This window comes from Sphingobium cupriresistens LL01, assembly GCF_001046645.1.
Taxonomy (GTDB): Bacteria; Pseudomonadota; Alphaproteobacteria; order Sphingomonadales; family Sphingomonadaceae; genus Sphingobium; species Sphingobium cupriresistens.
On the sequence record NZ_KQ130434.1, the window covers coordinates 1,936,549 to 1,960,185 of the forward strand.

Consider the following 23,637-nt stretch of genomic DNA (forward strand, 5'->3'; position numbering starts at 1 on the left):
AACAGTTTTGCGACCTAGCCTCCTCTTGCCCTTCCACCCACCAACTGCCTAAAGCCCCTGGCTAGACGACGCTTCCAGTTCAAAGCATCGGCCGGGACAGGAGCTGGCGGTTCCCGATTAACCGAACCGGCGACATCTCCCGACATGGTCGACGGGTCATCACCCTCTACACTTTCATTGTCGCCGCCAACATTTGCGGCGTCCATTTCGGCAAAATTATAGTGCTGGCTGCAATAACCCAGCCCTTTATGGAAGCGCACCTTCGCCAGATGCGGGTGAGTAGAGAAGAAATAGGGTTCGGTCGTCTGCGGACAAAAATGTCCGACCAAGCTTTGCCGCGTCAATTGCGGGTTGGTGATCGCCGAACCACCATGTGCAAGATCCGCATGCCAGACCAGAATATCGCCTTTTTTGGCCAGAAAACATTCAACGCCCTTGGCACTTTTCTGCGCGTTCTCTACCAGATGCGCGCCCCAAAGATTGTGCGTTTCCTGGCCATCTTCATCCATGCTCCAATGTTTTCGATCGCCGCCGAAATTCCAGTCGGGCAAGCGATGCGAACCAGGCGCATAGAATAGTTCACCCGACCCCGGTTGAACGTCTTCCAGCGCGATCCAGCAGGCAGCCAGTTGCAGAGGCTGCTGCACGACGACATAGGCTGTGTCCTGATGCAGACCCTGCTGCGAACCCTGATCGAAACTCAGGCTCTGGAACAACAGCGGATCAGCGTCGAATATCAAACGAAGAAAATCGAACAATGCGGGGACATGAAATAAATCAAGCGCCTGCGGCAGCGCAACAAATGCATCCAGGACGCGTCCGCCCATGCGATCGGCGGGATGATCCAGACGCTTGGTGATATAATCCCGGTGACTTTGATAAATGATATCAGAGTTGCCATCGCGAAAGGACGTCTCGATGCGTTGCTGAAAAGCATCGACGAGTTCGTGCGAAGCCGCACCCTCCAAAATAATATAGCCGTCGGACGCGAATTTCTCGACCTGCGCCTTTTGTTGCAGGTTCAACCCTCGCGCCTGTATCTCTTGCTGCCAGTCCGATCGATCAATCCATAGACCGCCATATTTTGAATGAAACGACGGGACTTCTTCCTGCATAATCCACCATCCTAATCAAAGGCTAACAGCCCGATCCGAAAATTTCTGAATAATACCAGTATGTTGTGATTGGCTACGTTGACATTCGGCTCACGCCTCGTTGCGAAGAGATGGAGTGAATGGTGGCATGGACTGGTATTGCCCGGCGAGAGCATAGCCGGGCGGGATTGCGATATCCATCGGATACGAGAGATGCGGGGTGGGGGCTGGCAGCGCCATTTGCGCCTCCGGCAAGGCGTGGAGGTCGACCTCGATCGGCAGACATGCGCGAGGTTTTTGAACGCGATGCTCTACATCGCCGCAAACGGGTGCGCGTGGCGACTTTTGCCCAAATGCTTCCCACCAGTATCGACGGTTCGGCGCTACGTCCCTATCCAATCGGCTGCTCGATCGACACAGGCGGCCTCGAAAACCACGCCGGTCCCTGGGCCGTCATGTGGAAGCAATCCTCCATCCGCACGCCCATCACCCCCGGCAGATACAGGCCCGGCTCGTTGGAGAAGCACATGCCGATGTCCAGCTTCGTGGTTTCGCCGTGGACGAGGTTGACCGGCTCATGCCCTTCCATGCCGATGCCATGGCCGGTGCGGTGGGACAAGCCGGGGAGCGCGTAGTCGGGGCCGTAGCCCTGTGTCTCATACCAACCGCGCACTGCGTCATCGACCGATCCCGCCGGAACGCCGAGCTTCGCCGCCGCGAAGGCCATCGTCTGCCCCTCCGACACGTCGTTCCAGACCTTGCGCTGCTGGGCACTGGGGGCCGCGCCATAGACGAAAGTGCGGCTGATGTCGGACTGATAATCCTCGACCGTGCAGCCGCAATCCATCAGCACCACCTCCCCTGAGCGGACCGTCTGCGGCTTGCCCGATCCATGCGGATAGGCGGCCGCTTCACCGAGCAGGACGAGGTTGAATTCCACCTGCCCGCCCAGTTGCTTCGTCGCGGCGCTCATCAGCGCGCCGATGTCGGCGGGGGTCATGCCGGCCTTCACCTGCGGCCAGGTCCAGCGATAGGCGGCCATGGTGACGTCAGCGGCGGTCTGCATCAGTGCGACCTCGGCCTCCGTCTTGCGCATACGGATGGCGCGGGTGACAGGGTCTTTCACCAACGTCGCGGCGGGCAGCGCAGCCTTGACACCATCGACCGCGAAATAGCGGACCGTTTCCTCGATGCCAATGCGCCCCTTGGCCAGTCCCTTCACGGTCAGGTAATCGGCGATCGGCGCATAGGGGCTTTCGTGCTCCTGCCAGACGCGAACCTCCGCGCGGACGGAGAGCGATTCGTCGATAGAGGGTTTCTCGAAAAAGGGACAGACGACCAAAGGCGTACCGCTGGCCGGGATGACCAGTGCAGTCAGACGTTCCGACCGGCGCCAACGGATGCCGCTATAATAGATGAGGCTGGCGCCCGGCTCGACCAGCAGGGCGTCGATGCCGGCCGCCTGCATCATCTTCTGCGCGCGAGCAAGACGGTCCGCGCGCTCGGCCTTTCCGATCGGCGCAACACCGCCGGTCAGGGATTTGAGCGCTTCGCTCGCCTTATCCTGCGCAAAGAGGCGCGGGCTTATCAGCGATGTGGCGAGGCCGACGGCGGCGGTGCGCAGCAGGGTGCGGCGGTCTGGATGATAGGCGTTTCTGCTCATATTGTTTCCACGGCTACGTCGGCCAGATGGCTAACGCAGCCGGCGTGCGATCACAACAGCCGTCTCCCCTATCGGTGCGCAATCCACCGGGTCTGCACGCTGTCAAGCCTTGCCATCCTCCACTGGCCCTGCGAGGGCGTGTCTCAAACGGTAATATTCGGAGTCACGGCCGCATGGCAGAGCAGCTTTTTCTCAATTGGCCCAGCAACCGGCAAATTCCGCCCATGCCGATGCTGTGGAATGACGGACTGACTCATGCGATCGACCAAAATCATGCAGTGAAGCTGGACGCGCCGTCGGCAAGCATCTGGGCGTTCGAGGATGCGCAACTGATCGGCCCATGTATCCCGCCGGTCCTGCAAAGCCTGTCGGATGCCATGAAAAATGCGCTGTTTCCCGGCTATATCACCCGCAAATATGCCGACCAAAGCTATACGGGCCAGTTTCTGCAAGGCGGCGGAGAGCATAGGACGATCGACACCGCCTGGACGGTCTGGAACTATAATTGCGTCATTTACGGCCATTTCCTGCTGGAGGTGATGCCCCGCCTGCTGGTCATGCGCGCGGCGCACCGTGACAATCCATCGCTGGCCGCCATCCCGATCATCCTGCCCTCCAACGCGCCTTCCTATGCGCTCAAATGGATCAGCCTGCTGCTGCCCGACTTCCACGTCGAAACGAAGGCGCTACAGGATGTGCTGACCGTGCGCCGGCTGCTGATCCCCGGCTGGGGCAGTCGCTTCGTCTATTCCGATGTCGTCCAAGACGAACTGGAATTGCTGACGACGCCCTATCGCCAGGAAGGGATCCCTCGAAAGCGCATCTTCGTGGACCGGCGCGTCCAGTCCTATCGTATTCTGGCCAATAGCCAGGCGCTACAGGATATCGCGGCCAGTTACGGCTTTGAAAGTATCAGCCCGGAAAATCTGACGCTGGAACAGCAGATCGCGCTCTTCGCGTCGGCCGACGATGTGATCGGCGAATTTTCCAGTGCGCTGCACAACAGCATCTTTTCGCCCGCCGGATGCCGGGTGATGGCGATGAATTACATCACCGAATGCCAGTCGCGCATCGGCAATTTCCGCAAGCAGCGGGTCGGCTATATATTGCCGCGCGAAGGCCCGATCAGCTTCGATCCCAGCATAAAGGGCGAGCGCCATTTCGAAATAGATCCCGCCACCTTCGAGCGGAAACTGAATATCATGCTGAAGAGACAATAGGGTCAGGCATAGGCATAGGGGCCGCCGGCTGCCAGCGCGGCCGTGTAGGCAGGCCGCGCCTGCATGTCTTCCAGCCAGCGGATCAGATGCGGACGGCTGCTGTCAAGGCCGCCGCGTGCACGCGACGCTTCCAGCGGAAAGCTCATCATCATGTCGGCGGCGGTGAAGGCGTCGCCAGCGAAATAGGGACGGCTCGCCAGTTCCGTTTCGAGCCAGTCGAGATGATCGTCCAGCATCCTTTGCACCGTCGGTCGCGCAGGGCGGCCGAACAGGCCGAGCTTGCCGATGATGAGCAACGCCAGCAGCGGCGGCATCATCGATCCTTCGGCATAGTGCATATATTGGCGATAGCGGATCGCGCCGTCCGCATCGGCGGGCGGGCCGAAGCGGTTGCCGGCGCGGGCGACAAGATGCTCCATGATCGCGCCGGTTTCGATCAGGCGATGGCCGTCCACCTCCACTACCGGCGAACGGCCGAGCGGGTGGATGGCGCGCAGGCTTTCGGGCGCGCGCATCGTCTTGCGGTCGCGCTCGTAGCGGCGGACTTGATAGGGTTCGCCCAGCTCCTCCAGCAGCCAGAGGATGCGCTGCGATCGGCTGTTATTGAGGTGGTGGACGAGGATCGTCATGATGGCTCCCATGCTGCCCGCCGGTGAGGGCGTAACGCAGCATGGGAACCGCCACAACAGGTTTGGAAATGTTATGCGTCCTCCAGCGCCTCCGCCTTCTGTTCCGCGCGGAAGGCGTGGAGCAAAGGTTCGGTATAGCCGCTGGGCTGTTCGACACCCTCGAACACCAGCGCGCGGGCGGCCTGATAGGCCAGGCTTTCGGCTTCGCGGCCGCTCATCGGCTGATAGAGCGGATCGCCGGCGTTCTGGGCGTCGACCTTGGCGGCCATGCGTTGCAGCGCGGCATCGACCTGCTCCGCCGTGCAGACGCCGTGCAACAGCCAGTTGGCCATATGCTGCGAGGAAATGCGCAGCGTCGCGCGGTCCTCCATCAGGCCGATATCGTGGATATCGGGCACCTTGGAACAGCCGACGCCCTGATCGACCCAGCGGACGACATAGCCCAATATACCCTGCGCATTATTATCCAGTTCCTGCGCGATCTCCTCGTCCGAGAAGTTGCGGCCCACCGCGACGGGGATGGTCAGCAACTTGTCCAGCGGCGCGATCGCCTCCGCCTTGCGCTCCGCCTGGCGGGCGAAGACGTCGATGCGGTGATAATGGGTCGCGTGCAGCGTCGCTGCGGTCGGCGAGGGAACCCAGGCTGTGTTCGCGCCGCTCTTTGGGTGCGACGCCTTCTGCTCCAGCATGTCGGCCATGCGATCGGGCGCGGCCCACATGCCCTTGCCGATCTGCGCCCGGCCCGACAGACCACAGGCCAGGCCGATCTGGACGTTGCGATCTTCATAGGCGGCGATCCAGTCGCTCGTCTTCATCTCGCCCTTGCGGATCATCGGACCGGCCTGCATCGACGTGTGCATCTCGTCCCCCGTGCGATCGAGGAAGCCGGTGTTGATGAAGACGATGCGGCCGCGGACAGTCTCGATACAGGCGGCGAGATTGGCCGAGGTGCGGCGCTCCTCGTCCATGACGCCGACCTTGATGGTGTAGCGGGCCATGCCCAGCATATCCTCGATTCCGTCGAACAGGCGGTTGGTGAAAGCCGCTTCCTCCGGCCCGTGCATCTTGGGCTTGACGATATAGACGCTGCCGGCGCGGCTGTTGCCGCCGTCGCGCTTCAAATCGTGGAGCGCGATCAGGCTGGTGACGATGCCGTCCAATATGCCTTCGGGCGCTTCGTCGCCATCGGGCAGGCGGATCGCCGGGCTAGTCATCAGATGGCCGACATTGCGGACGAACAACAGGCTGCGCCCCGGCAGGGTGAAGCGGCCGCCGTCGGGCGCGGTATAGGCGCGGTCGGGGTTGAGCGCGCGGGTCATGGTCGCGCCGCCCTTCTCGAACGTCTCGGTCAGGTCGCCGCGCATCAGGCCCAGCCAGTTGGCATAGGCCGCGACCTTGTCCTGCGCATCGACGGCGGCGACGGAGTCTTCAAGGTCGCAGATCGCGGTCAGCGCGGATTCGAGGATGACGTCGGCTATGCCGGCCGGATCGGTCGCGCCGATCGGATGCGTGGCATCGAAGACGATTTCGATGTGCAGACCATTGTGGCGGAACAGGCGGCCCTTCTCGCTGGCGCCGACATATTGGGTCGGATCGCGCAGGATGATGGCGTCGCTGGACAGGTCGGCCCAGCTACCACTCGCCAGCGGGATCGCATCGTCCAGGAACGCCTTGGCCCAGGCGATGACCTGTGCGCCGCGCGCGGCGTCATAGCCTTTACCGGAGGCCGCACCCGGTATCGCGTCGGTGCCGTAGAGCGCGTCATAGAGGCTGCCCCAGCGCGCATTGGCGGCGTTGAGCAGGAAGCGGGCATTGAGGATCGGGACGACCAGTTGCGGCCCCGCCAACCGCGCGACCTCGTCATCGACATGGTCGCTGCCAATCTGGAACGGTGCGGGTTCGGGGACCAGATAGCCGATCTCGCGCAGAAAGGCCTGATAGGCGCTGGCGTCATGCGGCTGGCCCCGGCGATGGTCGTGCCAGTCGTCTATCTGCGCCTGCATCGTGTCGCGCTTGCGCAGCAGGGCGGCGTTGTCCGGCGCGAAACGGGCGAACAGGTCCGCCGTGCCCGCCCAGAAGACGTCCGGCGCGATGCCGGCGCCGGGCAGCGCGCGGCTGTCAATGAAATCGGCCAATGGCTCGGCGACCTGAAGGCCGGCCTTGTCGATCATGCGGTCGGTCATCGTCTTCTCCTGCTCCATCCTTCGTCCTTCCCGCGCAGGCGGAAAGGACAACTGTTGCGATAGCGATAGCCGATTCCCATTATGCCGTGTATACGCTATTATACGAATACAGTCATTCCTGTGGTGAACGAATATGATGGATCCCGATCATGAACTGTTCGTATGCGTGGTGGACGAGGGCGGACTGGCGGCGGCTGGACGGCGGCTGCATGTCTCGCCCGCGATGATGTCCAAGCGGCTGGCGCGGCTGGAGGAGCGGCTGGGCGCCAAGCTGGTGCATCGCACTACGCGGCGGCTGGCGCTGACCCCGGCGGGCGAGCGGCTCCATGCCGACCTGCGCGGCATATTGGCGGCGCTGGACGAGGCGGAGCGGCGCGTGTCGGGCGCGTCGGCGGTGGCGAGCGGGCCGCTGCGCATCACCGCGCCGACATCCTTCGGGCGGATGCACCTGGCGCCCTATCTTCAGCGCTTCATCGACGCGCATCCCAGGGTGGAGTTGAGCATCGACCTGTCGGACGATTTCAGCGACCTGATCGAGAGCCGCGCGGACCTCGCCATCCGCATCACTGCCGATCCTGGTCCGGGCCTGACCGCGCGCCAGCTCGCCGCCAACCGCCGCATCCTGTGCGCCGCGCCCACCTATCTGGAGCGGTTCGACGTGCCGGAGACGATCGCGGACCTGAAAAACCATCGCCTGCTGGCCGCCGAAGGACAGATGCCCTGGCGACTGGTCGGGCCGAAAGGGCCGGTAGCGGTCGAGGGGCGCAGCCATGTCCGCACCAACAGCAGCGAACTGGTGCGCGAACTGGCGCTGGCGGGCGGCGGCATCGCGCTGCGATCGCTATGGGATATCAGCGCCGCGCTCGACCGCGGCGATGTTCGGCAAATCCTGCCGGATTATGAGGGGTCGACCGATGTCAGCCTGTTCGCCGTGCAACTGCCACAGCAGAATCCGCCTGCCGCGATCACCGCGTTCATCGATTTTCTTGTGACACTTTATGTCCCGAAGCCCCCCTGGGACCGCATTGGGTTGCCCTGACGAAACGCAGTCACTAAGGCGCATCGCATGGACGATAACACCCGCCGCGCCGCTCTCGACTATCATCGCTATCCCCAGCCCGGTAAGCTCCGCATAGAGCCGACCAAGCGCATGGTGAACCAGCGCGATCTGGCGCTGGCCTATTCGCCCGGCGTCGCCGCGCCCTGTGTGGAGATCGCCGCCGATCCCGACAAGGCGATGGACTATACCGCGCGCGGCAATCTGGTCGCCGTCATCTCCAACGGCACCGCCGTATTGGGTCTGGGCGCGATCGGCGCGCTGGCGTCCAAGCCGGTGATGGAGGGCAAGGCCGTCCTGTTCAAGAAATTCGCCGATATCGACGTGTTCGACATCGAACTGGATACGACCGACCCGGACAAGTTCGTGGAAGCCGTGGCACTGATGGAGCCGACCTTCGGCGGCATCAACCTGGAAGACATCAAGGCGCCCGAATGTTTCGCGATCGAAGCGCGGCTGAAGGAACGGATGAACATCCCGGTCTTTCATGACGATCAGCATGGCACCGCCATCGTCGTCGCCGCCGCTGTGCGCAACGCTCTGGTGCTGCAGGGCAAGACGCTGGCCGACGCAAAGCTGGTGACGTCGGGCGCGGGCGCGGCCGCGCTGGCCTGCGTCGACCTGCTGGTGTCGATGGGGCTGCCGATCGAAAACGTCACCATGACCGACAAGGATGGCGTCATCCATTCGGGACGTGAGGGCATGTTGCCCAACATGGCGCGTTATGCCCGCACCACCAATGCGCGCGCCCTGCCCGACGTGCTGCCGGGCGCGAACCTGTTCCTGGGCCTGTCCGCGCCCGGCGTGCTGAAGCCGGAATGGCTGCCGCTGATGGCCGCCAATCCGCTGATCTTCGCGCTCGCCAACCCGGAACCGGAAATCCGCCCGGAGGCCGCGCGCGAAGTGCGTCCCGACGCGATCATCGCCACCGGCCGGTCGGACTATCCCAACCAGGTCAACAACGTCCTGTGCTTCCCCTATATCTTCCGCGGCGCGCTGGATTGCGGCGCGACGCAGATCAACGAGGCGATGAAGGTCGCGGCGGCCGACGCCATCGCAAACCTCGCCCGGATGCCCGCCCATGACAGCGTCGCGCAAGCCTATGGCGGGCGCAGGCTGGTGTTCGGTGCCGACTATATCATCCCCACCCCCTTCGACCCGCGCCTGATCGGCGAGATAGCGGTCGCGGTGGCCCGCGCGGCGATGGAGAGCGGCGTCGCGAAGAAGACGCTGGACCTGGAGGATTACAAGCGCAGCCTGTCGCGCCAGAGCGCGCGGTCGGGCCAGTTGATGCTGCCGGTGTTCGAAGCCGCGCGCGGCACCGGATGCCGCATCGCCTATGGCGAGGGCGAGGACGATCGCGTGCTGCGCGCCATTCGCGACGCGCTGGACGAAGGCATCGTCCGCCCGACCGTCGTCGCGCGCCGCCGCATCCTGGCCCAGAAGCTGCCCGAACTGGGGCTGAGCTTCGACCTGGACCGCGATGTCGAGGTGATCGATCCGGAAACCGACCATCTGGTGATGGGCGAACTGGTCGAGGCTTATCGCACGGTCGCGTCGCGCCGCGGCGTGCCGGCCGACGAAATATTGCGCCACGTCTATCGCCGCCCCACCATCACCGCCGCGATGCTGTTGCAGACCGGGCGGGTCGACGCCGCGCTGGTCGGCGGGCGGTCCGAATATTGGGGGCAGGTCGAACATGTGCTGCGCATCATCGACCGCACGCCCGGCCACAGCCGCGTCTATGCGTTGTCGGGCCTGATCCTGGACGCGGGCGCGCTGTTCATCACCGACACCCATATGGTGCCGGACCCGACGCCGGAACAGATCGCCGAAATGACGTTGCTGGCGGCGACGGAAATCCAGCATTTCGGGCTGACGCCGCGGGCGGCTTTGCTGTCCCACTCCAATTTCGGCGCGTCGCACACCGACAGCGCGCGCAAGATGCGCAAGGCGTTCAAGATCGTGCGCGACGCCGCGCCCGAACTGGCGGTGGATGGGGAAATGCATGCCGACGCGGCGCTCAGCCAGGCGTTGCGCGAACGGCTGATCCCCGATTCGCGGTTCGAGGGGCCGGCCAATTTGCTGGTCATGCCGAACCTCGACGCGGCGAACATCACGCTGACCGCGCTGTCGGCCTCCTCCAGTTCGCCCACGGTCGGGCCGATGCTGATGGGCCTGAGCAAGCCGATCCATGTGCTGACGCCCGGCGTCACCTCGCGCGGCATCCTGAACCTGACCGCGATCGCAGCGGCGGAAGTGGCGCGGGAAGGCTAGGATTAACCTTTGGCGCCTATGCTGACCGGGCATGGAGGCATGAGGATAGAGATGGCGGGTTTCCTGAAACAGGTCGGGCCGAAGCTGGCGATCGGCGGGATAGTGGCGTTGACCGGCCTGGTTGTGTTCGCATCGATCGATCGGCCGGCGCTGGAAGGCCATGCGTCGTCCGAAACGGCGGCCGCGCCCGCCGCTACACCCTCCCCTCCCTCCGTCCCCGCCCCTGCCCCCGCCAAGCCGATCGAGCGGCGCAGCGACCAGGGCATGGCGGTCGATCCGGGCGCGTTGCGGGTCAAGCGCGTGCTCAAGATCGACGGGCCGTTCCGCCATGGCGACTATGCCTGGGACGAACAGGGCGCGCCGGCGACCGGCCCCGTCATCATCACCGTCGATCTGCGCGCGCAGACCCTGTCGGTGTTCCGCGCCGGCTATGAGATCGGCGCGGCGGTGATCCTCTACGGCGCGACCGACAAGCCCAGCCCCAAGGGCGCTTTCCCGATCATGGCGAAACATGCCGATTATTTTTCGCGCACCTATGACAATGCGCCCATGCCCTTCGCGCAGCGGCTGACCAGCGACGGCGTCTTCATCCACGGCAGCGACGTGCAATGGGGCCGCGGCACCCATGGCTGCATCGGCGTGCCTGTCGCATTCGCCAAGAAGCTCTTTGGCGTCACAAAGGTTGGCGACATGGTGGTGATTACCGACGGCAAGATGCTGGACGTCAGCCAGGCGCAGGTGAGCGGGTAGGCCATCCGCTTATTGCGGCGCATCCTCGATCGCGGGCTTGTGGCCCGCGGTCAGCGCGCTGCCGGCCGACGCGGCCATGATGCACGCGATCGCAATCCACTGAAGCGGCGTCAGCCGCTCGCCCAGCACGATAAAACCGGCCAGCGCGCCTACGGCGGGCGACGCGCTGACCAGCAGCCCGAAGACATGGGCGGGCAGGCGCCGCATAGCCTCCATCTCCAGCGAATAGGGCAAGGCGCTCGACAGGATGGCGATGACCAGCCCGACGAGCAGGACGCCGGGCGACAGCAGCGCCGCGCCTGCATGGGCGACGCCCAGCGGCAGGACGAGGATCGCCGCGGCCAGCATCCCCCAGGCGACGGCATCCCCGCCAACGACGCCCGACACCCGCTTGCCCGCCACGATATAGAGTGCCCAGCACAGGCCGGCCGCGCAGGCGAAGGCGACGCCGACCGGATCGAGCGGGGCGTCGCTGCGCAGCGGCAGCAACAGCAGCAGGCCGGCCACCGCCGCCGCCAGCCAGCAGAAATCGCGCGGCCGCCGCGCCCCGAACAGCACGACCGCCAGCGGCCCCACCACCTCGATCGCGATGGCCACACCCAGCGGTATGCGCTCGAACGCCAGATAGATGCACAGGTTCATCAGACCCAGCGTCGCGCCATAGCCGGCCAGCCACCAACCTGCGCCCACAGGCACGGACCACCGCCACGGCCTGCGCAACAGCCACAGCAAGACCGCCGCCAGACTGATGCGCAGCGCCGCGACGCCGGCCGCGCCGAGCAGCGGAAATATCGTCTTGGCGAAGGCCGCGCCGAAATTGACCGAGATGAGCGACGCGAGCACCGCCCCCGCCCCCAGCAGCGCCGCCCTGTCGCCGTCCTGTCCGTCATGTCTGTCCATGTACGGAGCCTATAGACGATCCATCGCGCCAGGCGAGCGGCTTGCGCACCGCCGCACCAATTGCGCCAACCGGCGACGCAAATGCAGAAAACTCATACGAATGCAGGGTTGACCAGCGCTGTCACTAGGCCCATTTGCGATGCTTCCGCACATTTTTGCATTGCAGCATGGAGCTTGCCATGGGCGCTTCCCAGACCGCGCTTCCCCATCAGACGCATCCCGCGCTTGTCCTGTTCGCCCTGGCGGTCGGCGCGTTCGCCATCGGCACCACCGAATTCGCGTCGATGAGCCTGCTGCCCTTCTTCGCCCGCGATCTGGGCATCGACCTGCCGACCGCCGGCCATGCGATCAGCGCCTATGCCCTGGGCGTGGTCGCGGGCGCGCCGGTGATCGCCGCCCTGGGCGCGCGCCTGCCGCGGCGGACGCTGCTGATCGGCCTGATGGCGATGTTCGCGCTCGCCAACGGCTTGTCCGCCCTGTCGCCCAGCTATCATTGGATGCTGCTGTTCCGGTTCCTGAGCGGCGTGCCGCATGGCGCCTATTTCGGCGTCGCGGCGCTGGTCGCCGCCAATCTGGTGCCGATCGAACAGCGCACGCTGGCGATCGCCAAGGTCATGTCGGGCCTGACCGTGGCCACGGTGATCGGCGTGCCCGTCGCCAACTGGATGGGGCAAGTGCTGGGATGGCGCTCCGGCTTTTTCGTCGTGGCGGCGCTGGCCGTGGCGACGGTGACTCTCGTGGCGCTCTACGCCCCGCGCGACGCTGGCGACACAAAAGCCAGCCCGATGCGCGAGTTGACGGCGCTGGCCAGGGGGCAGGTCTGGCTGACCCTGCTGACCGGCGCGATCGGCTTTGGCGGTCTGTTCGCCGTCTATACCTATGTCGCCTCGACCATGATGGAGGTCACCCATGTGTCGGAAAGCTACGTGCCGCTGATCCTGGCGATCTTCGGCATAGGCATGACATTGGGCAATCTGGTCGTCGCCTGGCTGGCGGACAAGGCGCGCAACCGCACCGTCATCGGCGTGTTGCTGTGGAGCGCCGCGTCACTGGCGCTGTTCCCGCTAATGGCCGGCAATATCTGGACGCTCAGCCTCAACATCTTCCTGATCGGCATCGGCGGGGGGCTGGGCACGCCGTTGCAGGCGCGGCTGATGGACGTGGCGGGCGAAGCGCAGACGCTGGCGGCGGCGTTGCACCATAGCGCCTTCAATATGGCCAATGCATTGGGACCGTGGCTGGGCGGCCTGTCGATCGCGGCAGGCTATGGCCTCGTTTCGACGGGCTGGATCGGCGCCGCGCTGGCGCTGGGCGGCCTCGCCGTCTTCCTGCTGGCGATCATGCTGGAACGGCGCGCACCGGGCCTGATCCCCGCCGCCGCCGAATAAGCCGCTTTCGCGCCGCATCGCCGCCGGATATGGCGGTGGCATGAATGATCCGGCGAGAGAGACGAGACTGCAGGAGGCGGCGGTGGCCGCCCTGCGCCGCGGCGATGCCGATGGCGCATTGGCGACGCTGCGCGAGATGGGCGATCCGCCCGCGATGCTGCTGGCGCAGGCGCATAGTCGCGCCGGAGATCTGGACGGCGAAGCGGCGGCGCTGCGGCGCATATTGGACGGCGATATGCGCAACCTGCCGGCGCTGCTCGCCATGGGGCGGAATGCGCTGCGGCGCGACGACGAGCGCGGATCGATAAGCTGGTTCCGCGCGGCACTGGCGCAGGCGGCCGCAACCGGCGCGCCGCCGCAGCTCCAACCGCTGCTCCAACAGGCGCAGGCCAGCGTCGCCCGGTCGAGCCAGCGGTTCGAGGATCATCTGACCGCCGCGATTGCCGACCTGCCGCCCCTGCCCCGCATCGCCCACGCCACCGACCTGCTGCTGGGCAAGCGCGACGTCTATCTACAACAACCCAGCATGTTCTATTTCCCCGGCCTGCCCCAGCGCGCCTTCTACGAACGGAAGGAGTTCGACTGGGTCGCGCCGATGGAGGCGATGACCGATGCGATCGTCGCGGAACTGCACGCAGTGCGCGCGCAAGAGGCGGATTTCGCCCCCTATGTGCAGACCGCCACCAACAGGCCTGCGCCCAACAATCCGCTGCGCGACGATCCCAGTTGGGGCGCGCTCTATTTCTGGCAGGGCGGCGCGCCGGTCGCGGAAAATGCGCAGCGCTGCCCCGCGGTGATGGAGGCACTGGCGCTGGCGCCCATGCCGGTGATCGCAGGCCGATCGCCGATGGCATTATGGTCGCTGCTCAAGCCCGGCACCCATATCCAGCCGCATCATGGCCTGCTCAACACCCGGCTGATCTGCCACCTGCCGCTGCTGACGCCACCCGATTGCACGCTGCGCGTGGGCGCGGAGACGCGCGACTGGCGCCGGGGCGAAATGCTGATCTTCGACGACAGCGTCGAGCATGAGGCGTGGAACCGCAGCGCCGACACCCGCGTCGTGTTGCTGTTCGAAGTGTGGCGGCCGGAGATCGACGCGGAAGAGCGCGAGGCGCTGACTCGGCTGTTCCAGGCGATCGACGCCTTCGGGCCGGCGCAGGTCGATACCGGCGGTTGAACGGGACGCGCCGTCCCGCTATCAGCGGCGCATAAGCACATATGACGCCGAAAAATGGGCAAGAGGATGGCCGGGCATGATCCCAGGAACCTTGCCCACATGACCATCACTGCCCCTTCTCCCCGCCCCCACAGCCTGGCCGAGGACGGCTATGCCATCGCCATCGGCTGCGCCTTCATCGCGCTGGGGCTGATGATGCTGAAGGCCGCCAATCTGGTGACCGGCGGGATGGCGGGGATCGCGCTGCTGCTATCCTATCTGCTCCACTGGTCGCCCGCGCTCCTGTTCCTGCTCATCAACATTCCCTTCTTTCTCTTCGCGGGCCGGGCGATGGGGGTGGCGTTCGGGTTGAAGACGCTGTTCGCCAATGTCGCGATCATGGGCGTGGGGCTGGCCATGCCGGCGGCGCTGCACATCGCGCGGATCAGCCCCTTCTTCGCCGCCCTGTTCGGCGGGTCGATCATCGGCTTCGGCATATTGGCGATCGCCCGCCATGGCGCGGGCGTGGGCGGCGTCGGGGTCGTCGCGCTGATCCTGCAACGGTCGCGCGGCTGGAATGCGGGGCGGACGCAAATGCTGTGCGACATCGCGATCCTGCTGGCGTCCTTGCCGATCCTGAGCGTGGAGCGGTTCGGCCTGTCGATCCTGTCCGCCGCCGCCATCAATGCGGTGCTGATCGTCAACCACCGGCCGGGGCGTTATATCGGCCACTAGAGCGGTTCGCGGTCCGATTGCATCGGACCAGCCACTCCAGATTATTGGATTTACGCGATGTCCGAGTCATCAGATGATTCCATCGGATTAGCAATCGCTCCAAGGCCGCTATCCCTCGCAGAGCGCCTTGCCGTCGCTGTCGCGCGCGCGCAGGGCGCTGGCGGCGTCATTGGCGATGCGTGGGAAGCTAACTCCCTCCAGCGTACCGCGGCCCTCGCACAGGTCCGCACAGGCCATGTCGACCACGCCCGGCAGCGCCACCTGGTCGCCATCATATTGGGCCACCACAATGCAGCGGTCGCCGCCCTTGAAGTGCAGGATCAGCTTGTCGCCTGCCCGCCGCGCCGTCCCCTGCCCGCGGCAGCTCTGGTCCTCGCCGAAATTGGCCTGTAGCCCGAAGCGAAAGGCCGCATCCTTGGCCGGCATGACGCAAAGCAGGTCGCGCCCTGCCTCATGGCTGCGCTGGTATAGGCCTACGGGCGACGTCTTGCCCGTGTCGGTGATCGCCCCGCTTTCGATCGCGGCCCGTTCCAGCCCGGACGCCGGCGCACCACCAGCATCCGATGCGGCTGCATTGGCGGCCGTCGGCGCGCGCTGGCACGCCGCCAGCAGAAAAAGCAGCGCGAGGCTAGCCCGCGGCATTGATGGACGGATCAGCCGCAAGATCGACGGACGTCAGGCCATCCGGCCCGACCCGACGGAAAAAGCAGGACCGCGCGCCGGTGTGGCAGGTCGGGCCGGCCGGGACCGCTTTCACCCAGACCGCGTCCTGATCGCAATCAATGCGGATGTCGCGCACCGCCAGCATATGGCCGGACGTCTCGCCCTTCTTCCACAGCGCCTGGCGGCTGCGCGACCAGAAATGGGCGAGGCCGGTTTCGACCGTCAGCGCCAGCGCCTGCGCATTCATATGTGCGACCATCAGCACTTCACCGTCGGCCGCGTCGGTCACGACAGCGGTGATCAGGCCATGATCGTCATATTTGGGATTAAGGGTCAGCCCCTTGTCGCGCGCATCGGTCATGGGGGCGCTATAGAGCATCGCGCGGACAAGTGGGAACCGCTTTTGCGTATCCGATGATAGGAAAGGCATGACCGTCCCGGCGCGAGACGATCCCCTCGGATCAGGGGGAAAATCAGAAAATGGGGCGATCGACGGGATCCGAACCCGCGACCTCCGGTACCACAAACCGGCGCTCTAACCAACTGAGCTACGATCGCCACAGGGCCTTCCGGCCCGCGAGAGTTGGCCACATATGCGGCCCATTACCGGCCGTCAAGCGAACAAATGCCGCAGGCAATTTTTACCTGCCGTCAAAGGCCGACAGCGCGCAACTGCGCTCTCAAATTGACCAGCGTCCTCTCCGCAACCCTTGGCCGATCCGACGCGGGCTTCCCCTTGCGCAGCCGTTCCCTATCCTTTTCGGGTGGATCGACGAAGCGGACGCGCACAGCGGCATGGCCCTGGGCGCGGATGCCCAGTTGTTCGGCCGCGCCGCGCGACAGGTCGATCACCCGCCCGCGCCCGGCGAAGGGGCCGCGATCGTTGACGCGAACCAGGATGGTCCGGCCGGTATCGAGCGCGGTCACCTCGACATAGCTGGGCAGCGGCAGGCTGGTGTGCGCGGCGGTGATCCATTTGGCGCGGAATCGTTCGCCATTGGCGGTGCGATTGCCCGATTCCGAACCATACCAACTGGCGTAGCCCAGCATGTCATAGGTCGGTTCCGCCGCCGGGACATAGGTCGTGCCGCGCACCTTGTAGGGCGGGCCGATCCTGACCGGCGTATCGCGCACCGGCCGATAGTCGCCGCCGGCGCAGGCGGAGAGCATCGCAAGCCCGCAAATGATCCAGATATATCTGCCCGCGCGTCCCGTCATGCGGCCTTCCTATCGTCGGCAGACGAGCGGGTCGAGGCCGGGTGGGCAAAAAGAAAGGGACAAAAAGGCATGGCGCCTCTTCGTCCCTTCACCTGACGGCATCTTGCGTCGCGGAAGATCGCTTCCTGTCGCCGCATCACTCTCCTGAAAAACTTTCCGGCCGCGATGCCGGTAGGTCGTCAAACGGTGGGCGCCCGCCAGATGACAGGCGCCACGTCCGTTAGTTGACCGAATCCTTCAGGCCCTTGCCGGCCTTGAACTTCGGCTGCGCCGAAGCCTTGATGGTCATCGTCTCGCCGGTGCGCGGATTGCGGCCGGTCGAAGCCTTGCGCTGCGAAACCGAGAAAGTGCCGAAACCGACGAGGCGCACTTCGTCGCCCTTCTTCAGAGCGCCGGTGATGGCGTCGAACACGCCTTCCACAGCCTTCGTCGCGTCATTCTTGCTGAGGCCGCTGCTTTCAGCGACTGCGCTGATCAAATCCTGCTTGTTCATGCCTTGGGAACCCCCTTGTGCTGTTGGTTGATTAGGAATCGCGGCGTAGGCGGCGCAATAAGGCGCGGATTTCTGCGCCTGTCAAAGGGAAAGCGACAAAGCCCTCCGCTTCGATAGAAATTTGCGCCCACCTGCGCGAAATATGCCGAAACCGACGGCAAACCGCCGGTTTCGGATTGGCTTAGTGACGGAGCGCGGGATCGCTGTCGCGGCCGGGCGCATTGCTCGGCTGGGCGGCGAGGTCGTCCTCCTCGGTCCAGGCGATCGCTTCGGGAACCGATGCCAGCGCCCGCGCCAGCACCTCGTCCACATGGCTGACCGGCACGATTTCCAGCCCGTCGCGGATGTTGGCGGGAATTTCCGCTAGGTCTTTCTCGTTTTCCTGCGGGATCAGCACCGTCTTGATGCCGCCGCGCAACGCCGCCAGCAGCTTCTCCTTGAGGCCGCCGATCGGCAGCACGCGCCCGCGCAACGTCACCTCGCCGGTCATCGCTACGTCCTTGTGGACGGGAATCCCGGTCAGGGTAGATACGATGCAGGTCACCATGCCGATGCCGGCCGACGGACCATCTTTGGGCACTGCGCCTTCGGGCAGATGGATATGGATGTCCTTGCGGTTGAAAACGCTGGGCTTGATCCCATAGCCGGGTGAACGCGCCCGGACATAGGAAAAGGCCGCCTGGATCGATTCGTTCATGACCTCGCCCAGCTTGCCGGTGGTCTTGATCATGCCCTTGCCGGGCACTGTCACCGCCTCGATCGTCAGCAATTCGCCGCCCACCTCGGTCCAGGCCAAGCCCGTCACCGCGCCGATCTGATTCTCGTCCTCGCCCATGCCGTGACGGAATTTCCGCACGCCGGCATAATCGGCCAGATTGTCGGGCGTGATGACGACCTTGTCATAAGCGCCCTCCAATATCTTGCGCAGCGCCTTGCGGGCGAGACGCGCAATTTCGCGCTCCAGCGTGCGGACGCCGGCTTCGCGGGTATAATAGCGGATGAGGTCGCGCACGGCGTCCTCCGTCACCACGAACTCGTCGCCCTTGAGGCCATGGGCGTCGATCTGCTTGGCGATCAGGTGACGCTGGGCGATCTCGACCTTTTCGTCCTCGGTATAGCCCTCCAGCCGGATGATCTCCATGCGGTCGAGCAGAGGCTGCGGCAAATTCAGCGAGTTGGCGGTCGTCACGAACATGATGTCCGAAAGATCGACGTCGATTTCCAGATAATGGTCCTGGAACTTGCTATTCTGTTCGGGGTCCAGCACTTCGAGCAGGGCAGAAGCCGGATCGCCGCGGAAATCCTGGCCCAGCTTGTCGATCTCGTCCAGCAGGAAGAGCGGGTTCATCGTCCCCGCTTTCTTGAGGTTGGTGACGATCTTGCCCGGCAGCGAGCCGATATAGGTGCGGCGGTGGCCGCGAATTTCGGCCTCGTCGCGCACGCCCCCCAGCGACTGGCGCACGAACTCGCGCCCCGTCGCCTTGGCGATCGAACGGCCGAGCGAGGTCTTGCCGACGCCCGGCGGACCGACGAGGCACAGGATCGGGCCTTTCAATTTATTGGTGCGCGCCTGCACGGCGAGATATTCGATGATCCGGTCCTTGACCTTCTCCAGCGCGAAATGATCCTCGTCGAGGATGTCCTGCGCCTTCTTAAGGTCGTTCTTGACCTTGCCCTTCTTGCCCCAGGGCAGCCCCAACAGCACGTCGAGATAGTTGCGCACAACGGTCGCTTCGGCCGACATGGGCTGCATACCCTTGAGCTTCTTCAGCTCCGCCGTGGCCTTTGACCGCGCTTCCTTGCTCAGCTTGGTCTTGGCGATCTTCTCGGTCAGTTCGGCGAGTTCGTCGCCCTCCTCACCCTCGCCGTTGCCCAGTTCGCGCTGGATCGCCTTTAGCTGCTCGTTGAGATAATATTCGCGCTGGGTCTTTTCCATCTGGCGCTTCACGCGGCCACGAATCTTCTTTTCGACCTGGAGCACGCCCAGTTCGCCTTCCATGAAGGCGAAGACCATTTCGAGGCGCTTGACCGGATCCGCCTCGACCAGCAGCGACTGCTTGTCGGACACCTTGACGTTGATGTTCGCCGACACGGCGTCGGCCAGGCGACCGGCATCCTCGATCTCGCGCAGCTGCACCGGCGTCTCGGCCGGCAGCTTCTTGTTGAGCTTGGCGTAATTTTCAAACTGTTCGGCGACCGACCGCATCAGCGCGGAGGCTTCCGGCCCTTCCGCGACGATCTCTTCCACATCATCGACATTGGCGACGAGGTAGGTTTCGTGCGCCTCCATCGAATCCAGCTGGGCGCGGTGCTTGCCTTCCACCAGCACGCGGACCGTGCCGTCGGGCAGCTTGAGCAACTGGAGTACGACCGCGACGACGCCGGTGTCGTAGAGCGAATCACGACCCGGATCGTCCTCCGCCGGATCGAGCTGCGACACGAGGAAGATTTCCTTCGAACCTTCCATCGCCGCTTCGAGCGCAGCGACGCTCTTGTCGCGACCGACGAAGAGCGGAACGATCATCTGCGGGAAGACGACGATGTCGCGCAGCGGCAGAAGGGGATATTGCACAGTCATTCAATCTCCGGGGCCGAAGGAAGCGGCCTCTCTACGGTTCATCGCCTTTATGGGGACGCCCGTCGCAGCAATCAATTGCGAGCTGTCATAATGACGAAACGATGAACCGCAGGTGATCGATCCATCGCGTCCGGCATCAGAACGGCAGCTTGAAGCCGGGGGGCAGCGGCAGGCCGGCGGTCATTTTGCCCATTTCGGCATTGCTGATCTCGTCCGCCTTCTTGCGCGCATCATTGAACGCAGCGGTGACAAGGTCTTCCAATATCGGCTTTTCGGATGGAGCCATCAACGTGTCGTCGATCGACACGCCCAGGATGCGGCCCTTGGCCGACGCCCGCACCTTGACCAAGCCGCCACCGGCCGCGCCCTCGACCTCCAGCTTGTCGAGATTGTCCTGCGCACGCTGCAATTCCTCCTGAACACGGCTCGCCATGCCCAGTATTTCGTTCAAGTCCTTCATTGTCCTGCACTCCATTGTTCGGGCCGGTCGGTTTCGACCAACTCCGCTTCGGGGAAGGCGGCGATCGCCGCCTTGACCACCGGGGTTTCCAATATCTCGGCGCGCGCCGCAGCCTTGCCCGCCTGCTCCTGCTCCAACAGCGTCTGATCGCCGCCGCTCTCCGCCAGCGTCACGACCCATCGGGTTCCGGATGTCGCGGCGTTCAGCGCCTGCTCCAGGTCACGCTTGAAGTCGCCATGCGTCCAGGCATGGGTCAGGCGAAGGGCGATATCAGGCGGGCTAAGGGAGACGAGCGCGGCGCAATCATTGAGATGATTGGCCAGCAACGGCTTCTGCCGGTCGATCAGCGCGACGATTTCCTGCATCGTAGCGGGCAGCCGCGCGGCGGGCGCGGAGGACGGCGCGGCAGGCGTTCCACCGGAAGCAGGCGCAACCATGGCGGGCGCCCCATCCCGCAGCATCCGCGCCAGTTCGCCCGGATCGGGCATGGTCGCGGCGTGCATGACGCGCAGCAGCGCCATTTCGCAGCTTTCGATCGGCAGGACGGCGCTGGCCACCTCGTCATGCCCCTTGAGCAGCAATTGCCACAGGCGATGCAGCGGCGCGAAGCCCAGTTGCGCCGCCCAATCGGCCAGCGCCTCCCGCTCCTCGGCCGACTGGCCGGGGCTGGCGATGTCGCGACCGGCCTTCGCCAGGGTCACGGCATGGACCAGCTCCATCAGCCCGCGCATCAGCGCAAGCGGCTCGACGCCCAGCGCATATTGGTCGCGCACCGCGCCCAGCAACGCGCCCGTATCGCCTTCCAGCAGCAGGCCCAGCAGCCGGCGCACCGATCCGCGGTCCGAAAGGCCCAGCATGTCGCGCACCTGCGCGGCGCTGACCATGGGATCGCCGTCCCCCATTTCCGCATGGGCGATCGCCTGGTCGAGGATCGACAGGCCGTCGCGCGCGGACCCTTCGGCCGCCTGCGCGATCAGCGCCAGCGCATCGGGTTCCGCCGCGACGCTTTCCGCCTCGACCACATGCGCGAAATGGCCCGCGAGCAATTCCGCCGGGATGCGGCGCAGGTCGAAGCGCTGGCAGCGCGACAGCACCGTCACCGGCACCTTGTTCACCTCGGTCGTGGCGAACAGGAATTTCACATGGGCGGGCGGCTCCTCCAGCGTCTTCAACAGCGCGTTGAAGGCGTTTTTGGAGAGCATATGGACTTCGTCGATGATGTAGATTTTGTAGCGCGCCGACACGGCGGCATAGCGCACCGCCTCGATAATCTCGCGCACATCGTCCACGCCGGTGTGGCTGGCGGCGTCCATTTCGACCACGTCGATATGCCGACCCTCGGCAATGGCGACGCAAGGTTCGCACACACCGCAGGGGTCGATGGTCGGCCCGCCCTGCCCGTCCGGGCCGATGCAATTCAACGCCTTGGCGATCAGCCGCGCGGTGGAGGTCTTCCCCACCCCGCGCACGCCGGTCATCAGGAAGGCGTGGGCCAGCCGGCCACGCCTGATCGCATTGCCCAGCGTCTGGACCATCGCATCCTGCCCGATCAGTTCACGGAAACTGCGCGGTCGATATTTGCGCGCCAGGACGCGATAGGGCTGCGGGGAATCGGACATAGTCATCGTCTAGCCGTTCGGGTGGCTATTGTCGAAGCTGGATGAAGGTGGAGGGTGGGAGCCGGAACGACCCGTGACGAAATCACTGTGGCTGCTTCCGTCAGGACCTGACCAGGTTCGCGACGATCACGTCCGCCCGACTCCCGGCGCGGCATATGGCGAAAGGGGACCGGGATGGCAAGGGGGCTTAGGCTATACATGTTCCCGCCTTCGCGGGAACATGCCACATATTATTCCAGCCCGCTCTTCTGCGCCTTGCCCACGAAATCGAGCGCGGCGCGCGCGGTTTCGGCGATCGCGGCCTCGGCCTTCTTCGCGTCCACCGTTGGCCGGTCGAGATAGATGGCCAGGACATATTCGTCGCCATTGGGCGCCTTCACCAGCGCCACGTCATTATAGGCGGTGCCGCAACTGCCGGTCTTGCTGCCCGACGTCCAGCCTGCGGGCAGCCCCGCCTTGATCCGCTTGTCGCCGGTGCTGCTGGCGTTGAACCAACTGCGCAGGCGATTAACGCTCGCGGGTTTCATGTCGCGAAAGAAGAGCCGGCCCATCAGCCCGGCCATGGCGGCCGGCGTGGTGGTGTCGCGTGGATCACCCTCCGCATTTTCATTGAGCGTCGGTTCGGTGCGGTCGAGCCGGGTCGTGGCGTCGCCATGGGCGCGCATGAACGCCGTCAGCCCCTCCGGCCCGCCCAGCATCGGCAGCAGCAGGTTGGCGGCGCTGTTGTCGCTCACCTCGACCGCGGCCTGGGCCAGTTCACCCATGCTCATGCGGCCGCGCTTCTTGTTCTTCTTCACCACCGGAGCGTAATCGAGGATGTCGTCGCCGCTGAAGGGGATTTCGCCTTCCAGCCCGAACTTGCCGCCTTCCGCGCCGATCAGCACGGCGGCGGCCAGCGGCGCCTTGAAGGTCGAGCACATGGCGAACCGCTCGTCGCGGTTGAAGCCCAGCAGCAGCGCGCCACTCCGATCGACCAGCGCGACGCCCAGCCGACCGCCCGTCTCCTTCTCGATCTCCGCCGGGTTGCGCACCGACGTCAGCGCCGATTGCGGCACCAGATAGCGCGGCGCAGGCGGCAACAGAGAATCGAGCCGTCCGGTCGGTTCGGGCGGCTTGGCGGACGTCGTCTTCTTATCAGCGGCGATCGAAGGCGCCGCCAGCAAGGCCAGCGTCGCCAGAGCAGTCAAATTCTTCACGGTCACATGCCCTGCATATTGTTGAATTCACCGGGAATACGGACCGTCAGCCGGTCCATCTTGTCGTCAATGATGATCTGGCAGGACAGGCGGCTGGTCCGGGTGGCGGCGGCGGCGAGGTCGAGCATATCCTCTTCATCCTCGCTGGCGCGCGGCAGGCGCGCGAAATCCTCTGCATCGACGACGACATGGCAGGTTGAACAGGCCATCTGCCCTTCGCATGTGCCCTCCAGCGGCTGACCTGCGGCTTGGGCGATATCGAGCAGCACCGATCCGGCGGGCGCGTCAACCTCCTGTCGTCTCTCGCCATCGGCGCTGATGAAGGTGACCCTGGTCATGCTAATGCGTGCGCTCC

At 64.9% G+C, this 23,637-nt stretch carries 21 protein-coding genes, 1 tRNA gene, 1 other RNA gene and 1 pseudogene; 8 read left to right on the forward strand and 16 right to left on the reverse strand.

Translation table 11 applies throughout. The features are described from left to right. Nucleotides 1-14: 14 nt before the first annotated feature. Entirely contained in the window at nucleotides 15-1,115 is a 1,101-nt protein-coding gene (locus V473_RS09345; RefSeq protein ID WP_066602956.1) for a phytanoyl-CoA dioxygenase family protein, read from the reverse strand. 119 nt (nucleotides 1,116-1,234) lie between these two features. Here V473_RS09345 and V473_RS22895 point away from each other — a divergent pair. Then, nucleotides 1,235-1,481, forward strand: a pseudogene (locus tag V473_RS22895) (transposase); the annotation flags it as partial. Nucleotides 1,482-1,485: 4 nt separating this feature from the next. Here the strand turns inward: V473_RS22895 and V473_RS09350 are convergent. Then, nucleotides 1,486-2,757, reverse strand: coding sequence for a M24 family metallopeptidase (locus V473_RS09350; RefSeq protein ID WP_066602959.1), 1,272 nt, complete (start codon nucleotides 2,755-2,757; stop codon nucleotides 1,486-1,488). A 173-nt stretch (nucleotides 2,758-2,930) separates the two neighbouring features. Here V473_RS09350 and V473_RS09355 point away from each other — a divergent pair, with 173 nt between their 5' ends. Further along, nucleotides 2,931-3,977, forward strand: a complete 1,047-nt coding sequence (locus V473_RS09355; RefSeq protein ID WP_066602961.1) for a glycosyltransferase family 61 protein — start codon at nucleotides 2,931-2,933, stop codon at nucleotides 3,975-3,977. Between the two features lie 2 nt (nucleotides 3,978-3,979). On the opposite strand, the gene V473_RS09360 is transcribed toward V473_RS09355, so the two are convergent. Together V473_RS09360 and V473_RS09365 are read right to left on the reverse strand one after the other, a co-directional pair. Further along, the gene (locus V473_RS09360; protein WP_066605426.1) at nucleotides 3,980-4,606 is read right to left on the reverse strand and encodes a glutathione S-transferase family protein; all 627 of its coding nucleotides are present in this window, start codon (nucleotides 4,604-4,606) and stop codon (nucleotides 3,980-3,982) included. A gap of 71 nt (nucleotides 4,607-4,677) precedes the next feature. After that, nucleotides 4,678-6,789, reverse strand: a complete 2,112-nt coding sequence (locus V473_RS09365; protein ID WP_066605427.1) for a malate synthase G — start codon at nucleotides 6,787-6,789, stop codon at nucleotides 4,678-4,680. A gap of 133 nt (nucleotides 6,790-6,922) precedes the next feature. On the opposite strand from V473_RS09365, the gene V473_RS09370 reads away from it, so the two are divergent. Genes V473_RS09370 through V473_RS09380 form a run of 3 tightly spaced genes read left to right on the forward strand, consistent with a single transcriptional unit; the run spans nucleotide 6,923 to nucleotide 10,873 of the window. Then, a complete protein-coding gene (locus tag V473_RS09370) occupies nucleotides 6,923-7,828 on the forward strand; it encodes a LysR family transcriptional regulator (RefSeq protein ID WP_066602963.1) in 906 nt (301 codons plus the stop codon). Between the two features lie 27 nt (nucleotides 7,829-7,855). Then, the gene (locus V473_RS09375) at nucleotides 7,856-10,123 is read left to right on the forward strand and encodes an NADP-dependent malic enzyme (protein ID WP_066602966.1); all 2,268 of its coding nucleotides are present in this window, start codon (nucleotides 7,856-7,858) and stop codon (nucleotides 10,121-10,123) included. 39 nt (nucleotides 10,124-10,162) lie between these two features. Next, nucleotides 10,163-10,873, forward strand: a complete 711-nt coding sequence (locus V473_RS09380; RefSeq protein WP_408021493.1) for a L,D-transpeptidase family protein — start codon at nucleotides 10,163-10,165, stop codon at nucleotides 10,871-10,873. Between the two features lie 9 nt (nucleotides 10,874-10,882). On the opposite strand, the gene V473_RS09385 is transcribed toward V473_RS09380, so the two are convergent. Next, the gene (locus V473_RS09385; protein ID WP_066602970.1) at nucleotides 10,883-11,773 is read right to left on the reverse strand and encodes an EamA family transporter; all 891 of its coding nucleotides are present in this window, start codon (nucleotides 11,771-11,773) and stop codon (nucleotides 10,883-10,885) included. A 179-nt stretch (nucleotides 11,774-11,952) separates the two neighbouring features. Between V473_RS09385 and V473_RS09390 the strand changes: the two genes are divergently transcribed. From V473_RS09390 to V473_RS09400, 3 genes are all read left to right on the forward strand, one after another. Next, entirely contained in the window at nucleotides 11,953-13,161 is a 1,209-nt protein-coding gene (locus tag V473_RS09390; RefSeq protein WP_129926288.1) for an MFS transporter, read from the forward strand. Nucleotides 13,162-13,201: 40 nt separating this feature from the next. Next, entirely contained in the window at nucleotides 13,202-14,341 is a 1,140-nt protein-coding gene (locus V473_RS09395; protein ID WP_066602975.1) for an aspartyl/asparaginyl beta-hydroxylase domain-containing protein, read from the forward strand. A 99-nt stretch (nucleotides 14,342-14,440) separates the two neighbouring features. Continuing rightward, on the forward strand, nucleotides 14,441-15,055 hold the full coding sequence (locus V473_RS09400) for a YitT family protein (protein ID WP_066602978.1): 615 nt from the start codon (nucleotides 14,441-14,443) through the stop codon (nucleotides 15,053-15,055). A gap of 108 nt (nucleotides 15,056-15,163) precedes the next feature. Here V473_RS09400 and V473_RS09405 read toward each other — a convergent pair whose 3' ends face one another. From V473_RS09405 to V473_RS09455, 11 genes are all read right to left on the reverse strand, one after another. Beyond that, nucleotides 15,164-15,697, reverse strand: a complete 534-nt coding sequence (locus V473_RS09405; protein ID WP_066602981.1) for a hypothetical protein — start codon at nucleotides 15,695-15,697, stop codon at nucleotides 15,164-15,166. Further along, nucleotides 15,684-16,079 (reverse strand): phosphoribosyl-AMP cyclohydrolase, encoded by a 396-nt coding sequence (gene hisI / locus V473_RS09410; RefSeq protein ID WP_066605429.1) that lies wholly within the window; start codon nucleotides 16,077-16,079, stop codon nucleotides 15,684-15,686. Before hisI ends, V473_RS09405 begins: the two co-directional genes overlap by 14 nt. A 120-nt stretch (nucleotides 16,080-16,199) precedes the next feature. Beyond that, a tRNA-His gene (locus V473_RS09415) sits at nucleotides 16,200-16,276 on the reverse strand. A 93-nt stretch (nucleotides 16,277-16,369) separates the two neighbouring features. After that, nucleotides 16,370-16,936 carry a septal ring lytic transglycosylase RlpA family protein gene (locus tag V473_RS09420; protein WP_082679052.1) on the reverse strand — a complete coding sequence of 189 codons (567 nt, stop codon included), beginning with the start codon at nucleotides 16,934-16,936 and terminating at the stop codon, nucleotides 16,370-16,372. A gap of 220 nt (nucleotides 16,937-17,156) precedes the next feature. Beyond that, nucleotides 17,157-17,429 (reverse strand): HU family DNA-binding protein, encoded by a 273-nt coding sequence (locus V473_RS09425; RefSeq protein ID WP_024019962.1) that lies wholly within the window; start codon nucleotides 17,427-17,429, stop codon nucleotides 17,157-17,159. Between the two features lie 181 nt (nucleotides 17,430-17,610). Further along, a complete protein-coding gene (lon, locus tag V473_RS09430) occupies nucleotides 17,611-20,007 on the reverse strand; it encodes an endopeptidase La (RefSeq protein ID WP_066602986.1) in 2,397 nt (798 codons plus the stop codon). Nucleotides 20,008-20,143: 136 nt separating this feature from the next. After that, nucleotides 20,144-20,467 (reverse strand): YbaB/EbfC family nucleoid-associated protein, encoded by a 324-nt coding sequence (locus V473_RS09435; RefSeq protein ID WP_066602991.1) that lies wholly within the window; start codon nucleotides 20,465-20,467, stop codon nucleotides 20,144-20,146. Continuing rightward, nucleotides 20,464-22,086, reverse strand: coding sequence for a DNA polymerase III subunit gamma/tau (locus V473_RS09440; protein WP_066602996.1), 1,623 nt, complete (start codon nucleotides 22,084-22,086; stop codon nucleotides 20,464-20,466). The genes V473_RS09435 and V473_RS09440 overlap by 4 nt, the downstream gene beginning before the upstream one ends. 50 nt (nucleotides 22,087-22,136) lie before the next feature. Further along, nucleotides 22,137-22,234, reverse strand: an RNA gene (ffs, locus tag V473_RS09445) — signal recognition particle sRNA small type. Between the two features lie 82 nt (nucleotides 22,235-22,316). Further along, nucleotides 22,317-23,282, reverse strand: coding sequence for an SGM family class A beta-lactamase (gene blaSGM / locus V473_RS09450; RefSeq protein WP_082679053.1), 966 nt, complete (start codon nucleotides 23,280-23,282; stop codon nucleotides 22,317-22,319). 2 nt (nucleotides 23,283-23,284) lie between these two features. Beyond that, nucleotides 23,285-23,620: a 2Fe-2S iron-sulfur cluster-binding protein gene (locus V473_RS09455; protein WP_066603001.1), complete on the reverse strand. Its 336-nt coding sequence runs from the start codon at nucleotides 23,618-23,620 to the stop codon at nucleotides 23,285-23,287. Nucleotides 23,621-23,637 lie beyond the last annotated feature (17 nt).